The sequence below is a fragment of the Pseudomonas sp. GM30 genome, from assembly GCF_000282275.2.
Lineage (GTDB): Bacteria > Pseudomonadota > Gammaproteobacteria > Pseudomonadales > Pseudomonadaceae > Aquipseudomonas.
Genome location: NZ_AKJP02000001.1, coordinates 47,684 through 63,173, shown reverse-complemented (window position 1 = coordinate 63,173; position 15,490 = coordinate 47,684). Strand labels below are relative to the sequence as shown.

Genomic DNA, 15,490 nt, shown 5'->3' with positions numbered 1-15,490 from the left:
ATGAATAAAGCCGTCTCCGACCTGTCCTCCCACACCCCGATGATGCAGCAATACTGGCGCCTGAAGAATCAGCACCCGGATCAGCTGATGTTCTATCGCATGGGCGACTTCTACGAGATCTTCTATGAAGACGCGAAGAAGGCTGCCAAGTTGCTCGACATCACCCTGACCGCGCGCGGCCAGTCGGCGGGGCAAGCGATTCCGATGTGCGGGATTCCTTACCACGCGGCGGAAGGTTACCTGGCGAAACTGGTCAAGCTCGGCGAGTCAGTGGTGATCTGCGAACAGGTCGGCGATCCGGCTACCAGCAAGGGGCCGGTGGAACGTCAGGTGGTGCGCATCATCACTCCGGGTACGGTCAGCGACGAAGCGCTGCTTGATGAACGCCGCGACAACCTGATTGCCGCCGTGCTGGGCGACGAGCGTCTGTTCGGTCTGGCGGTGCTGGACATCACCAGTGGCAACTTCACTGTGCTGGAGATCAAGGGCTGGGAGAACCTGCTGGCGGAACTGGAGCGGGTCAACCCGGTGGAACTGCTGATCCCGGACGATTGGCCGAAAGACCTGCCGGCGGAAAAACGCCGTGGTGTGCGTCGCCGCGCGCCGTGGGATTTCGAGCGTGACTCGGCGCTGAAGAGCCTCTGCCAGCAGTTCTCCACGCAAGACCTGAAAGGCTTCGGTTGTGAAACCCTGACCCTGGCCATCGGTGCCGCCGGTTGCCTGCTGGCCTATGCCAAGGAAACCCAGCGCACCGCCCTGCCCCATCTGCGCAGCCTGCGTCATGAGCGCCTGGACGACACCGTGGTGCTCGACGGTGCGAGCCGTCGCAACCTGGAACTCGATACCAACTTGGCCGGCGGTCGCGACAACACCCTGCAATCGGTGGTCGATCGTTGCCAGACCGCGATGGGCAGCCGTTTGCTGACCCGTTGGCTGAACCGTCCGCTGCGCGATCTGACCGTGCTGCTGGCGCGGCAGACGTCGATCACTTGCCTGCTCGACGGCTACCGTTTTGAAAAGCTGCAACCACAGCTCAAGGAAATCGGCGACATCGAGCGGATTCTGGCGCGGATCGGCCTGCGCAATGCGCGCCCCCGTGACCTCGCCCGCCTGCGCGATGCTCTCGGTGCCCTGCCGCAACTGCAAGTGGCGATGACCGATCTAGAAGCGCCGCACCTGCAACGCCTGGCAACCACCACCAGCACCTACCCTGAACTGGCGGCGCTGCTGGAAAAAGCCATCATCGACAACCCGCCAGCGGTGATCCGCGACGGCGGCGTGTTGAAAACCGGTTACGACAGCGAACTCGACGAGCTGCAATCGCTGAGCGAAAACGCCGGCCAGTTCCTGATTGATCTGGAAGCCCGGGAAAAGGCCCGCACCGGCCTGGCCAACCTGAAAGTTGGCTATAACCGTATTCACGGCTACTTCATCGAACTGCCGAGCAAGCAGGCGGAATCGGCTCCGGCAGACTACATCCGTCGCCAGACGCTCAAGGGCGCCGAGCGTTTCATCACGCCCGAGCTGAAAGAATTCGAAGACAAGGCGCTGTCGGCCAAGAGCCGTGCCCTCGCCCGCGAGAAAATGCTCTACGAGGCGCTGCTGGAAGATCTGATCAGCCAACTGCCACCGCTGCAGGACACTGCCGGCGCGCTGGCCGAACTGGACGTGCTGAGCAACCTCGCCGAACGTGCGTTGAACCTCGACCTGAACTGCCCGCGCTTCGTCAGCGAGCCGTGCATGCGCATCACCCAGGGTCGTCACCCGGTGGTCGAACAAGTGCTGACCACGCCGTTCGTGGCCAACGACCTGAGCCTGGATGACAACACCCGGATGCTGGTGATCACCGGCCCGAACATGGGCGGTAAATCCACCTACATGCGCCAGACCGCATTGATCGTGCTGTTGGCGCACATTGGCAGCTTCGTGCCGGCGGCCAGTTGCGAACTGTCGCTGGTGGACCGGATCTTCACCCGGATCGGCTCCAGCGATGACCTGGCCGGCGGCCGTTCGACCTTCATGGTGGAGATGAGCGAAACCGCCAACATCCTGCACAATGCCACCGAACGCAGCCTGGTGCTGATGGACGAAGTCGGTCGCGGCACCAGCACCTTCGACGGTCTGTCGCTGGCATGGGCGGCCGCCGAGCGTCTGGCGCATCTGCGTGCCTATACTCTATTTGCCACGCACTACTTCGAACTGACCGTGCTGCCTGAAGCCGAACCTTTGGTGGCTAACGTGCATCTGAATGCCACCGAGCACAACGAGCGCATCGTGTTCCTGCACCATGTGTTGCCAGGGCCTGCCAGCCAGAGCTACGGCCTGGCGGTGGCGCAACTGGCCGGCGTGCCGAGTGAAGTGATCGTGCGTGCCCGCGAGCACCTGAGCCGACTGGAAGACACCGCTTTGCCGCATGAAGCGCCCAAGCCTGCCGTCAAAGGCAAACCGGCGGCCCCGCAGCAAAGTGACATGTTCGCCAGCCTGCCGCATCCGGTGCTCGATGAGTTGGCCAAAGTGGATCTCGATGACCTGACCCCGCGTCGAGCGCTCGAATTGTTATATGCACTTAAGAACCGGATCTAAGCAGCAAAGAACCGGATATAACGCAAACGGCTTCAAGCTGTTAGAATCTCGCGCGGTTTGGGATGCTGCTGGCTAATAGCCTGGCTGGCAGACATCGCTCCCGAACCTGGCGACCCCAACCGTGAAGGGGCTACGCTGCCGCCGCCTGAGGAGAAAATTAGAAATGACCTTCGTCGTCACCGACAACTGCATCAAGTGCAAGTACACCGACTGCGTAGAAGTCTGTCCGGTGGACTGCTTTTACGAAGGCCCGAACTTCCTGGTGATTCACCCGGATGAGTGCATCGACTGCGCCCTGTGCGAACCGGAATGCCCGGCCGTCGCGATTTTCTCCGAGGATGAAGTTCCGGAAGAGATGCAGGAGTTCATTCAACTGAACGTTGAGTTGGCTGAAATCTGGCCAAACATCACCGAGAAGAAAGAATCGCTGCCGGATGCCGAAGAGTGGGATGGCGTCAAAGGCAAGATCAAAGACCTCGAACGCTGATCTGTCGCTCGTTACCAAAAGGCCCCTTGCGGGCCTTTTTGCTTTTTCGGGTTTGACTTTCCTACAGGCAAAAAAAGGGGCGGTTTGACCCGCCCACATTTTTTCCCTATTCCCTGTATTCCTTTTCATCGTCCTGATGAATCGCATCCTGCGATGTCCTTTCCCCTCATCCTTGAAGGGCGTGTCTGTCCGTCGACACAGTGCTGATACTAAAGAGTTCCCCGCCGAGAGCAATCGGCCCCGCAGGGGGAAAGTCGCTGTAATAAGCACTTCATATTAAAAAATAAGCATATAAATCAATTGGTTAAATTCGACTCTCGGCAGCAGTCGACGTCTACCGTCCTGCGAAAATAGGGAACGCTTACGAAAGAGTAAGCCAAGGCTTACATCGCGAGACTACAAACGATGGAATTGCTGACCATTTGTCCGGCAATGAACGTAGTGACGAGGGAGCTTGCTCCCGCTTGAGTGCGCAGCGCTCATGAATCTTGGGGTTGCTGCGCAACCCGGCGGGAGCAAGCTCCCTCGCCACAGACAGCATCCGGGCAATAAAAAGCCCCGAACCAGTCGGGGCTTCTTGCGGCAGGCGTGTGAGGCGCTTACTGAAACAGCGACTCGCTCGACAGGCCATTCTTCTCGAGGATTTCACGAAGGCGCTTGAGGCCCTCCACCTGGATCTGCCGCACCCGTTCCCGGGTCAGGCCGATCTCCAGGCCTACATCTTCCAGCGTGCTGCTCTCATGGCCGCGCAGGCCGAAGCGGCGTACGACCACCTCGCGCTGCTTGTCGGTCAGTTCCGAGAGCCATTGATCGATGCTCTGCGACAGATCGTCGTCCTGCAGCAGTTCGCATGGATCGGTCGGACGGTCATCCGTCAAAGTGTCCAGCAGGGTTTTATCCGAATCCGGACCCAGCGAGACGTCGACCGAAGAAACCCGCTCGTTCAGGCCGAGCATGCGCTTGACCTCGCCCACCGGTTTTTCCAGCAGGTTGGCGATTTCTTCGGGTGAAGGTTCGTGATCGAGCTTTTGCGTCAGCTCCCGTGCCGCCCGCAGGTACACGTTGAGCTCCTTGACCACATGGATCGGCAGCCGGATGGTCCGGGTCTGATTCATGATCGCGCGCTCGATGGTCTGACGAATCCACCAGGTCGCGTAGGTCGAGAAGCGGAAGCCGCGCTCGGGATCGAACTTTTCCACCGCGCGGATCAATCCGAGGTTGCCCTCTTCGATCAGATCCAGCAGCGACAGCCCCCGATTGACGTAGCGCCGGGCGATCTTCACGACCAGCCGCAGGTTACTTTCAATCATGCGCTTGCGCCCGGCAGGGTCGCCACTTTGCGACAGACGCGCAAAATGAACTTCTTCCTCCGGGGAGAGCAATGGGGAAAAGCCGATTTCGTTGAGATACAACTGCGTGGCATCGAGTGCCCGAGTGTAGTCGATGTACTTGTGTTGTTTAAGTGAAGCGGATTGTCTGGATTTGGAACGAACGGAAGGTGGAGCAGCCCCTTCATCATTCGACATCGAAGATTCCGAATCGATGCCGGCCTCCATAAGGAGAACCTCATCGTCGATGTCAAACTCCGGCACTTCTTTACTGAGAGCCATTGTTATAGTCCTTTGGTGAGTTCGACCCCAAGCTCAAGCGACGCCTTTATCCTTGGCAGCGCTGGAGCCTGTCCCCTCTACGCGACGGAACAGGCTGGCCTCAAATCAACGTTTGGGCAGGAACTGCAGCGGATCTACAGGTTTACCTTGGCGGCGAATCTCAAAATGCAGTTTCACCCGGTCTGTACCCGTTGACCCCATTTCGGCAATTGTCTGTCCGACCTTGACCTGCTGCCCCTCCCGTACCAACAGCCTGCGGTTGTGTCCGTAGGCACTGACGTAGGTTTCGCTGTGTTTGATGATGACTAATTCGCCGTAGCCCCTTAAGCCACTCCCGGCGTAAACCACCGTCCCATCAGACGCAGCTAAAACAGGCTGTCCCAAATCTCCGGCGATATCAATTCCTTTATTCAAACTACCGTTTGAAGAGAATTTTCCAATCAGAATGCCATTAGATGGCCATCCCCAGCCGGTCGGGGCCGGGCCTGGTGGAGGCATCGGCGCCGGGGCCGATTTGTTCGCGACGGACGGTGCAGCCCCCGCAGCAGCGGCCCCGGAGCCGGTCACCGTGGTGGTCGTCGTGCCATTCGCCTGGCGTCGGATTACCGTGGTTTTGCTCGACGATGATGGCGCGGAACTGCTGTTGCTCACCACGGCCGTCGGCGTTGAACCGGTACGACCGTCAAAGCGAATTGTCTGACCCGGGTGGATCGTATACGGCGTAGGAATGTTGTTCCGGGCCGCGAGGGCTTTGTAGTCCCAGCCGTAGCGAAAAGCGATGGAAAACAGCGTATCGCCCGGACGGACTACATACTGCCCGGTCGTGACGGCAGGCCGCTGGGCCGCCGCGCTGTTGCGATCGAGCACGCGCACATTGCTCGATTTGGTGCTGGAGCAACCGACCAGCAAGGTGCTCAATACAAGGCCAGTCACCAGGCGCTGAAAGCTCGTGTTACCCATACGCTGCGCAATGACTGTGAGACTCACCCGCCGCTCCCTTTGTGGTGGCTGAAATATGTGGAATGCCGAATCGCGGCAAGTAGTGTCGCAAGTATAACGGGCCGAACAGGCTTTACCGTTAAAGATGCGAAAACGCTTCACGCACACGTTTGCCCGTGGACAGTTCGTAGCGTTTAAACCATCGCTGCCGGTGTAAGACACAGGCCAGCGCAAGGAATTCAGCGCCCGCAAATAAATGCTCAGGCCAGCGGGCCATTGAGCAATGGCACGAAGCGCACCGCCCCCAGAACGTGACGGGAAAAGCCGTGTTCTTCACGCACGATCAGCATCAGTTGCTGCACTTCCCCCGAACCGACCGGAATCACCATCCGCCCACCAGGGGCCAGTTGATCGAGCAAGGCCTGTGGCACGTCGGTCGCGACCGCGGTGACGATGATGCCGTTGTACGGCGCCAGCGCCGGCCAGCCTTCCCAGCCATCGCCCCAGCGGAACACCACGTTGCGCAGGTTGAGCTCGACCAGTCGCTCTTTGGCCCGATCCTGCAGAACCTTGATGCGCTCGACCGAAAATACCCGCTCGACCAGTTGCGACAGCACGGCCGTCTGATAGCCCGAACCGGTACCGATCTCCAGCACCTTGTCCAGCGGCCCCGCCTCCAGCAGCAGCTCGCTCATGCGCGCCACCATATAAGGCTGGGAGATGGTCTGGTTGTGGCCGATCGGCAGTGCGGTGTCTTCGTAGGCACGATGCGCCAGCGCTTCATCGACAAACAGATGACGCGGCGTACGGCGGATCACTTCCAGCACCTTGGCGTTGGACAGGCCTTCTTCATACAGACGCTGGATCAGACGTTCACGGGTGCGCTGCGACGTCATGCCGATGCCGCTGCGCAGTCTGTCTTCGTGTTCACGAGCCATCAGCGCAGTTCCTCCAGCCAGCCGTCGAGACTTCTGAAGGCATCATTGAAAGTGCGATCGAGCTGCAACGGCGTGATCGACACATACCCCTGCATCACCGCATGAAAGTCAGTGCCCGGGCCGCCATCTTCGGCGTCGCCGGCAGCGGCAATCCAGTAGCCGGCCTTGCCACGCGGGTCGACTACTTTCATCGGCGCCGCGGCCCGGGCGCGATGGCCCAGACGGGTCAGTTGAATGCCACGAATATGGTCGATCGGCAGATTGGGGATGTTCACGTTCAGCACCGTGCGCGGCGGCAGGTCCAGCCCGGCGTGGGCCTCGACCAGTTTGCGCGCGAAATGTGCGGCTGTCGCCAGGTTGTCCACCTGTCGTGAGCACAGCGAGAACGCAAACGAAGGGCGCTCGAGAAAACGCCCTTCAAGGGCTGCCGCCACAGTCCCGGAATACAGCACGTCATCGCCCAGATTGGCGCCGAGGTTAACTCCGGAAACCACCATGTCCGGCTCGCGCTCCAGCAGGCCGTTGAGGCCCAGGTGCACGCAGTCGGTCGGTGTGCCGTTGAGGCTGATGAAACCGTTTGCCAGGTATTGCGGGTGCAACGGACGGTCGAGCGTCAGCGAACTGCTGGCGCCGCTTTTGTCCTGCTCCGGGGCGATAACCACGCACTCGGTGTAATCCGCCAGCGCAGCATAAAGCGCGGCGAGACCGGGTGCGGTTACCCCATCGTCGTTAGAAATCAGAATACGCATGGGCTGTCCGTCTGCCCCACCGGCACCAGATCAACGAGTTCGCGCACCAATACGGTGGCGAAGCATCCGGCCGGGAGGACGAATTCCAGTTGCAGAATGTCAGGCTGGGGATAATGCCACGACAACCCGCCAATGGGCAGCCGCAGGATGCGACGTTCGTGGCTCATTCCGGCATTGATCAACCAATCGCGCAGATCCGCCTCACGCTCGGCAATCCCCTGCTCCAGATCATGGACAGCGCCGGCGGCCGGTGAGTCACCTTCGCCCCACTGCGGACCGGTCGGGTGCAGGTCGAGAATCGCCAGGCGCGGATCGCTGCATTCGGCAACCCCGGCCGGGAAGAAACTGCGGCTGTCGGTAAACGCCAACAGGTCGCCGACCTGTGCCTGCTGCCAAGTGCCATCGGCCACCCGGGCGGCCAGTACCTGATTGAACAGAAAACTGCGCGCCGTCGACAGCAGCCGCGAACGCACATTGCGCTGCTCGGGCAATGCCTTGCGCGCCGCCCAGGTACGCGCATCAACGACGTTGCCGCCGTCATGGCCGAAGCGCTGGGCGCCGAAATAATTGGGAATGCCTTGCCTGGCGATCAGTTGCAGACGCTGCTCGATCGCATCCTTGTCGCCGGCAAACTGGGTCAGGCGCAAGGTGAAGCCGTTCGCCGAATGCGCGCCGCGTTGCAGCTTGCGCTTGTGCCGCGTGGTTTTAAGGATCTTCAGCGTGTCGTTTTCCGCCGCCGACAGATCCGGATCAGCCTTGCCCGGCAGTTGCACGCTGAACCACTGACGGGTCAACGCCTGACGATCCTTGAGCCCGGCATAACTGACGGTGCGCAACGGCACGCCGGCGGCCTTGGCAATTCGGCGCGCTGCTTCTTCGGTGTTCAGGCCACGTTTTTCCACCCAGATCCACAGGTGCTCACCATCGCCGCTGAACGGGATGTCGAGCACTTCATCGACCTGAAAATCTTCGGCGATGGCTTTCAGAACCGCAGTGCCGAGTGGTTCGCCATAGGCCCGCGGGCCAAGCAATTGCAGTTCGTTCATGCGCGCAGCAACAAGGCAACGGAATGCACGGCGATGCCTTCTTCGCGACCGACAAAGCCGAGCTTTTCGGTGGTAGTAGCTTTCACGTTCACTTGATCCAGTTCAACTTGCAGATCGGCGGCGATCAACGCGCGCATCGCTTCGATATGCGGGGCCATTTTCGGTGCCTGAGCGACGATGGTGTTGTCGACGTTGCCGACTTTCCAACCCTTGGCGTGGATCAGCGCGACCACATGCCGCAGCAGGACACGGCTGTCGGCACCCTTGAATTGCGGGTCGGTGTCCGGAAAGTGCTTGCCGATATCGCCCAGCGCAGCCGCGCCGAGCAAGGCATCGCTCAAGGCGTGCAGCAGGACGTCACCGTCGGAATGAGCGAGCAGCCCGAAGCTGTGTGCAATGCGCACGCCGCCCAGAGTAATGAAATCGCCTTCAGCGAAACGGTGAACATCGTAGCCGTGGCCAATACGCATAAAAAAACGCCCCGATTTTTGTCAGGGCGTGATTCTACCTGCATTAACCGCGCAGGGCTTGTGCGTGATGCTGCAAGTGGTCGTCAATGAAGCTTGAGATGAAGAAATAGCTGTGGTCGTAGCCCGGTTGCAGGCGCAGCGTCAGCGGATGACCCGCTTGTTTTGCCGCTTGTTGCAGGGCTTCGGGTTTGAGCTGCGTGGCGAGGAAGTCATCGCGATCCCCCTGATCGACCAGCAACGGCAGTTTCTCGTCGGCTTCCGCGATCAGCGCGCAGGCATCCCATTCTTTCCACTTGGAGCGATCTTCGCCCAGGTATCGGGAGAACGCTTTCTGCCCCCACGGGCAATCCATTGGATTGTTGATCGGCGAAAACGCTGACACCGACCGGTAACGCCCCGGATTGCGCAGCGCACAGATCAGCGCACCGTGACCGCCCATGGAATGGCCGCTGATACTGCGTTTGTCCGACGCCGGGAAATGCGCTTCAACCAGTGCAGGCAATTCCTGCACGACATAGTCATGCATCCGATAGTGGCGCGACCAAGGTTCCTGAGTGGCATTGAGGTAGAACCCGGCACCGAGACCGAAATCCCAGGCGCCATCTGGATCACCCGGCACATCCGGGCCGCGCGGACTGGTGTCCGGCGCGACGATGATCAGACCGAGTTCGGCGGCCATGCGCATCGCCCCGGCCTTCTGCATGAAGTTCTCGTCGGTACAGGTCAGACCGGACAGCCAGTACAGCACCGGCAGCTTGCCACCCTGCTCCGCTTGCGGCGGCAGGTACACGGCAAACACCATGTCGCAGCCGAGCACGTCGGAACGGTGGCGATAGCGCTTGTGCCAGCCGCCGAAACTTTTCTGACAGGAGATATTTTCCAGACTCATGTAAAGACTCCTACGCGGCCCCGGCGACAACCTTTCAACGTCTGTCGCCGTGGCATCGCGATTGATCAGAAATGAATGACGGTACGGATGCTCTTGCCTTCGTGCATCAGGTCGAAGGCCTTGTTGATATCTTCCAGACCCATGGTGTGGGTGATGAAGGTATCCAACGGGATCTCGCCGCTTTGCGCCATGTCGACGTAGCTTGGCAGCTCGGTACGGCCACGCACGCCGCCGAACGCCGAACCACGCCAGACGCGCCCGGTCACCAACTGGAACGGACGGGTGGCGATTTCCTGGCCGGCACCGGCCACGCCGATGATCACGGATTCGCCCCAGCCCTTGTGGCAGCATTCCAGCGCAGCGCGCATCAATTGCACGTTGCCGATGCATTCGAAGGAGAAGTCGACACCGCCGTCAGTCATGTCGACGATGACTTCCTGGATCGGACGATCAAAGTCTTTCGGGTTCACGCAATCGGTGGCGCCCAGTTGCTTGGCGATCTCGAACTTGGCCGGGTTGATGTCGATGGCAATGATTCGCGAAGCCTTGGCTTTCACTGCACCGATGACTGCCGAGAGACCGATGCCACCCAGACCGAAGATCGCCACGGTGTCACCGGGTTTGACCTTGGCGGTGTTGATCACCGCACCGATCCCGGTGGTCACGCCGCAACCGAGCAGGCAGACCTTTTCCAGCGGCGCATCCTTGGCGATTTTCGCTACGGAGATTTCTGGCAGCACGGTGTACTCGGAGAAGGTCGACGTACCCATGTAGTGGAAAATCGTCTCGCCCTTGTAAGAAAAGCGCGAAGTGCCGTCCGGCATCAGGCCTTTGCCCTGAGTAGCGCGAATCGCCTGGCACAGGTTGGTCTTGCCCGACTTGCAGAATTTGCACTGGCCGCATTCCGGGGTGTACAGAGGAATCACGTGGTCACCGACGGCGACCGAGGTGACGCCCTCGCCGATGGCTTCGACAATCGCGCCACCTTCGTGGCCAAGGATCGACGGGAAGATGCCTTCCGGATCCGCACCGGACAGGGTGTAGGCATCGGTGTGGCAAACCCCGGAAGCCACCACGCGCAGCAACACTTCACCGGCCTTGGGCATGGCCACATCGACTTCTACGATTTCCAGCGGCTTCTTGGCCTCGAAGGCAACGGCGGCGCGCGACTTGATCATGCTGACTCTCCAGTGAATCCAATGAATAAAAAACCAGACCGGCAGTGTAGTTCAGCGCCAACTGATTAATAATCCGGACAAATGCAAAATATTATTGCTGTACAGGGATAATCAAATGTCCGAAAACCGCTGGGAAGGTATTGATGAGTTCGTCGCCGTCGCCGAATGCAGCCAATTCACCGCTGCGGCCGAACGCCTTGGCGTTTCTTCCTCACACATCAGTCGACAAATCGTACGGCTGGAGGATCGATTACAGACGCGCCTGCTCTACCGCAGCACCCGTCGTGTGACCCTGACCGAAGCCGGTCAGACCTTTCTGCAGCATTGCCAGCGCCTGCAGGACGGTCGCGAAGAAGCTTTGCGCGCGGTCGGCGACCTGACCAGCGAACCGAAAGGCATGCTGCGCATGACCTGCGCCGTGGCCTATGGCGAGCGGTTTATCGTGCCGCTGGTGACGCGGTTCATGGGGCAATACCCGCAACTGCGCGTTGATATCGAGCTGAGTAACCGCCAACTCGATCTGGTGCATGAGGGACTGGATCTGGCGATCCGTCTGGGCCGATTGCAGGATTCTCGATTGGTCGCCACCCGCCTGGCGCCGCGTCGGATGTACTTGTGCGCGTCTCCTTCCTACGTGGAACGGTATGGCCGCCCACACAGCTTGTCGGAACTGAGCCGGCACAATTGCCTGATCGGCAGTTCGGATCTGTGGCAACTGGAACAGAACGGCCGGGAATTTTCCCAGCGCGTGCAGGGAAACTGGCGCTGCAACAGTGGGCAAGCAGTGCTGGATGCGGCGCTACAAGGGGTCGGCCTGTGTCAGTTGCCGGACTATTACGTGCTGGAGCATTTGCACAGTGGTGCGCTGATTTCGCTGCTGGAGGCGCATCAGCCGCCGAATACGGCGGTGTGGGCGTTGTATCCGCAGCAGCGGCATCTGTCGCCGAAGGTGCGCAAGCTGGTGGATTTTTTGAAGGAAGGATTGGCCGAGCGGCCGGAGTATCGGGGCTGAGAGATGGATTGCCTGAACTATCGCCTTCGCGAGCAAGCTCGCTCCCACAGGGGATCTGCAGCGGATGCAGATTGGGTGTCAGGCGCGAATCAAATGTGGGAGCGAGCTTGCTCGCGAAGGCGGCAGAACAGGCAATACAGCACTCAGCGACGGTTAGCCCAACGCTGACGCAACCACTCCAGATCCTCCGGCCGGGTGACCTTGAGGTTGTCCGCGCGCCCTTCGATCAGGCGCGGCGCCAGACCGGCCCACTCCATCGCCGAGGCTTCATCGGTAATCACGGCATCTGCCACCAGACTGTCCGCCAAGGCACGGTGCAGCGCACCGAGGCGGAACATCTGCGGCGTATAAGCTTGCCAGATCACGCTGCGATCCACGGTTTCGAGCACCCGACCCTGCTTGTCGACCCGTTTGAGTGTGTCGCGGGCCGGCACTGCCAGCAAGCCGCCTACCGGGTCATCCGCCAGTTCCGCCAGCAACTTGTCGAGATCATCGCGACTCAGGTTAGGCCGGGCCGCATCGTGCACCAGCACCCAGTCCTCATCGTCGGCACCTTGCGCGTGTAGATGCAGCAAGGCATTGAGCACCGACCCGGAACGCTCCGCGCCGCCCTCGACGCGCTGAATCCGCAAGTCGCTGGCGCAGGCCAGGTTCGGCCAGTAAGGATCATCAACAGCAAGACTGACCACCAGCCCTTTGAGGCGTGGGTGATCAAGGAAACAGCCGAGGCTGTGTTCGAGAATTGTGCGCCCGCCCAGTTGCAGGTATTGCTTGGGACGGTCCGCGGCCATTCGGGCACCGACGCCCGCGGCAGGAATCACGGCCCAAAAGGCCGGCAGGGAATCGATCATTGCGCGAGCTGGTAAAGGGTTTCACCGTCCTTGACCATGCCCAGCTCATGGCGAGCCCGCTCTTCAACAGTCTCCATGCCTTTCTTCAATTCGCTGACTTCAGCGTCCATCACCCGATTGCGCTCCAGCAGGCCTTCGTTCTCGGCGTGCTGATCAGCAATCTGCTGCTTCAGCTCGGCGACCTGCGCCAGACTGCCATTGCCCACCCACAGGCGGTACTGCAGACCGGCCAGCAGCAAGAGCAAAACGAGAAACAACCAGTAAGGACTGCGCATCGAATATCAGGTATCCAGTGAAAAAAGACAGCCACGCGAAAACTTTGAAACGTCTGATAGCACGAAGCCTGGAAGATCCAGGCTTGTGCATATAAGGCATCAGATTAGTGGCAAATCCATCGCTGTCACGACTTTTCCGACACAATCCGGTGTCTTTCTATCATTTACTGCTCAGCCGCGAAACTCGCTGCGACCGTTGTACTTGGCCTTGCCATTCAACTGCTCTTCGATACGCAGCAGTTGGTTGTACTTGGAAACGCGGTCGGAACGGCACAGCGAACCGGTCTTGATCTGGCCAGCCGAAGTGCCCACAGCCAGGTCGGCGATGGTCGAATCTTCGGTTTCGCCCGAACGGTGCGAGATCACCGCGGTGTAACCGGCAGCCTTGGCCATCTGGATGGCTTCCAGGGTTTCGGTCAGGGTGCCGATCTGGTTGAACTTGATCAGGATCGAGTTGGCGATCTTTTTATCGATGCCTTCTTTCAGGATCTTGGTGTTGGTCACGAACAGGTCGTCGCCGACCAGTTGGGTCTTCTCGCCGATCTTGTCGGTGAGGATCTTCCAGCCAGCCCAGTCGGACTCGTCCAGACCGTCTTCGATCGAGATGATCGGATAACGTTCGGTCAGGCCTTTCAGATAATCGGCGAAACCTTCAGCGGTGAACACCTGGCCTTCGCCGGACAGGTTGTACTTGCCGTCTTCGAAGAACTCGCTGGCTGCGCAGTCCAGGGCCAGGGTCACGTCGGTGCCCAGCTTGTAACCGGCGTTGGCCACGGCTTCGGAGATGACTTTCAACGCGTCTTCGTTGGACGCCAGATTCGGTGCGAAACCGCCTTCGTCGCCAACGGCAGTGCTCAGGCCACGAGCCTTCAGCACAGCTTTGAGGTGATGGAAAATCTCGGTGCCCATGCGCAGACCTTCCGAGAAGGTCTTGGCGCCAACCGGCTGCACCATGAATTCCTGGATGTCGACGTTGTTATCGGCGTGCTCGCCACCGTTGATGATGTTCATCATCGGCACCGGCATCGAGTACACACCCGGAGTGCCGTTCAGGTTGGCGATGTGGGCGTACAGCGGCAGATCCTGATCCTGTGCAGCTGCCTTGGCCGCAGCCAGGGACACGGCGAGGATGGCGTTGGCGCCCAGGGTAGCCTTGTTTTCAGTACCGTCGAGCTTGATCATCGCGTGGTCGAGGGCTTTCTGGTCGCTTGGGTCAGTGCCCAGCAGCAGATCGCGGATCGGACCGTTGATGTTGGCTACCGCCTTGAGCACACCTTTGCCCAGATAACGGCTCTTGTCGCCATCACGCAGCTCGAGCGCTTCACGCGAGCCAGTGGATGCACCGGACGGCGCGCAGGCGCTGCCGATGATGCCGTTGTCGAGAAGCACGTCCGCTTCCACGGTGGGATTGCCACGGGAGTCGAGAACTTCACGACCTTTGATGTCGACGATTTTTGCCATTGTTGTAAACACTCCAAAGTTGACGAAAACGACGCAGCTAGAGGAAATCTTTTGACCGTCGGCAAGTGGGGTGCAGCGGGCAGCTTGCAGACGACAACGCACATGCCCGAGGGCATGTGCGACAAATCGTGCGGTACTTTACCGGAGAATTGAGGTTTACGCGGTTTCTACCGTCGGAAAACTCTTCACCAGTTCGTCCAGGGCTTTGAGCTGGGCCAGGAATGGCTCCAGTTTGTCCAGACGCAAGGCGCAAGGGCCGTCGCATTTGGCGTTGTCCGGATCCGGATGCGCTTCGAGGAACAGACCGGCCAGCGCCTGGCTCATGCCCGCCTTGGCCAGATCCAGAACCTGCGCACGGCGACCGCCGGCGGAGTCGGCACGACCGCCAGGCATTTGCAGCGCGTGGGTCACGTCGAAGAATACCGGGTACTCGAACTGCTTCATGATGCCGAAGCCGAGCATGTCGACCACAAGGTTGTTGTAGCCGAAGCTCGAACCACGCTCGCAGAGGATCAATTGATCGTTACCCGCTTCCACGCACTTGTTCAGGATGTGTTTCATTTCCTGAGGCGCGAGGAACTGGGCTTTCTTGATGTTGATCACAGCGTTGGTCTTGGCCATCGCCACGACCAGATCGGTCTGGCGCGACAGGAAGGCCGGCAGCTGAATGATGTCGCAGACTTCAGCGACGACCGCGGCCTGATCCGGCTCGTGGACGTCGGTGATGATCGGCACGCCGAAGGCTTGTTTGATGTCCTGGAAGATGCGCATGCCTTCTTCCAGGCCAGGGCCGCGATACGAGGTCACAGAAGACCGGTTGGCCTTGTCGAAGCTGGCCTTGAACACGTAAGGAATGCCGAGTTTCTCGGTGACCTTCACGTACTCTTCGCAAACCTGCATGGCCATGTCACGGCTTTCCAGCACGTTCATGCCGCCGAACAGCACCATGGGTTTGTCGTTGGCAATCTCGATGTCGCCGACGCGGATGATCTTCTGTGCCAT

At 59.9% G+C, this 15,490-nt stretch carries 15 protein-coding genes; 3 read left to right on the top strand and 12 right to left on the bottom strand.

The features are described 5' to 3' along the window. Entirely contained in the window at window positions 1–2,583 is a 2,583-nt protein-coding gene (gene mutS, locus PMI25_RS00275; RefSeq protein ID WP_007964305.1) for a DNA mismatch repair protein MutS, read from the top strand. A gap of 163 nt (window positions 2,584–2,746) precedes the next feature. Beyond that, window positions 2,747–3,070 (top strand): ferredoxin FdxA, encoded by a 324-nt coding sequence (fdxA, locus tag PMI25_RS00270; RefSeq protein ID WP_007908827.1) that lies wholly within the window; start codon window positions 2,747–2,749, stop codon window positions 3,068–3,070. Window positions 3,071–3,669: 599 nt separating this feature from the next. Here the strand turns inward: fdxA and rpoS are convergent. The 8 genes from rpoS to PMI25_RS00230 all read right to left on the bottom strand — a co-directional run bounded on the left by rpoS (window position 3,670) and on the right by PMI25_RS00230 (window position 10,889). Further along, window positions 3,670–4,680, bottom strand: coding sequence for an RNA polymerase sigma factor RpoS (rpoS, locus tag PMI25_RS00265; protein ID WP_007964304.1), 1,011 nt, complete (start codon window positions 4,678–4,680; stop codon window positions 3,670–3,672). Between the two features lie 105 nt (window positions 4,681–4,785). Further along, window positions 4,786–5,667 (bottom strand): peptidoglycan DD-metalloendopeptidase family protein, encoded by an 882-nt coding sequence (locus PMI25_RS00260; RefSeq protein WP_007964303.1) that lies wholly within the window; start codon window positions 5,665–5,667, stop codon window positions 4,786–4,788. A gap of 212 nt (window positions 5,668–5,879) precedes the next feature. Continuing rightward, the gene (locus PMI25_RS00255) at window positions 5,880–6,515 is read right to left on the bottom strand and encodes a protein-L-isoaspartate(D-aspartate) O-methyltransferase (protein WP_169841266.1); all 636 of its coding nucleotides are present in this window, start codon (window positions 6,513–6,515) and stop codon (window positions 5,880–5,882) included. 41 nt (window positions 6,516–6,556) lie between these two features. Then, window positions 6,557–7,306 (bottom strand): 5'/3'-nucleotidase SurE, encoded by a 750-nt coding sequence (surE, locus tag PMI25_RS00250; RefSeq protein ID WP_007964302.1) that lies wholly within the window; start codon window positions 7,304–7,306, stop codon window positions 6,557–6,559. Continuing rightward, on the bottom strand, window positions 7,294–8,352 hold the full coding sequence (gene truD, locus PMI25_RS00245) for a tRNA pseudouridine(13) synthase TruD (protein WP_007964301.1): 1,059 nt from the start codon (window positions 8,350–8,352) through the stop codon (window positions 7,294–7,296). The genes surE and truD overlap by 13 nt, the downstream gene beginning before the upstream one ends. Then, entirely contained in the window at window positions 8,349–8,822 is a 474-nt protein-coding gene (gene ispF / locus PMI25_RS00240) for a 2-C-methyl-D-erythritol 2,4-cyclodiphosphate synthase (protein ID WP_007964300.1), read from the bottom strand. The genes truD and ispF overlap by 4 nt, the downstream gene beginning before the upstream one ends. A gap of 43 nt (window positions 8,823–8,865) precedes the next feature. Beyond that, on the bottom strand, window positions 8,866–9,711 hold the full coding sequence (gene fghA, locus PMI25_RS00235; protein ID WP_007964298.1) for an S-formylglutathione hydrolase: 846 nt from the start codon (window positions 9,709–9,711) through the stop codon (window positions 8,866–8,868). A 65-nt stretch (window positions 9,712–9,776) separates the two neighbouring features. Next, on the bottom strand, window positions 9,777–10,889 hold the full coding sequence (locus PMI25_RS00230; protein ID WP_007964296.1) for an S-(hydroxymethyl)glutathione dehydrogenase/class III alcohol dehydrogenase: 1,113 nt from the start codon (window positions 10,887–10,889) through the stop codon (window positions 9,777–9,779). A gap of 115 nt (window positions 10,890–11,004) precedes the next feature. Between PMI25_RS00230 and PMI25_RS00225 the strand changes: the two genes are divergently transcribed. Continuing rightward, a complete protein-coding gene (locus PMI25_RS00225; RefSeq protein ID WP_007964295.1) occupies window positions 11,005–11,901 on the top strand; it encodes a LysR substrate-binding domain-containing protein in 897 nt (298 codons plus the stop codon). Window positions 11,902–12,044: 143 nt separating this feature from the next. Here PMI25_RS00225 and ispD read toward each other — a convergent pair whose 3' ends face one another. From ispD to kdsA, 4 genes are all read right to left on the bottom strand, one after another. Then, on the bottom strand, window positions 12,045–12,752 hold the full coding sequence (gene ispD / locus PMI25_RS00220) for a 2-C-methyl-D-erythritol 4-phosphate cytidylyltransferase (RefSeq protein ID WP_007964294.1): 708 nt from the start codon (window positions 12,750–12,752) through the stop codon (window positions 12,045–12,047). Then, window positions 12,749–13,027, bottom strand: coding sequence for a cell division protein FtsB (gene ftsB / locus PMI25_RS00215; RefSeq protein ID WP_007964293.1), 279 nt, complete (start codon window positions 13,025–13,027; stop codon window positions 12,749–12,751). The genes ispD and ftsB overlap by 4 nt, the downstream gene beginning before the upstream one ends. 171 nt (window positions 13,028–13,198) lie before the next feature. After that, on the bottom strand, window positions 13,199–14,488 hold the full coding sequence (eno, locus tag PMI25_RS00210) for a phosphopyruvate hydratase (RefSeq protein WP_007964291.1): 1,290 nt from the start codon (window positions 14,486–14,488) through the stop codon (window positions 13,199–13,201). Between the two features lie 156 nt (window positions 14,489–14,644). Continuing rightward, window positions 14,645–15,490 carry a 3-deoxy-8-phosphooctulonate synthase gene (kdsA, locus tag PMI25_RS00205; protein ID WP_007964290.1) on the bottom strand — a complete coding sequence of 282 codons (846 nt, stop codon included), beginning with the start codon at window positions 15,488–15,490 and terminating at the stop codon, window positions 14,645–14,647.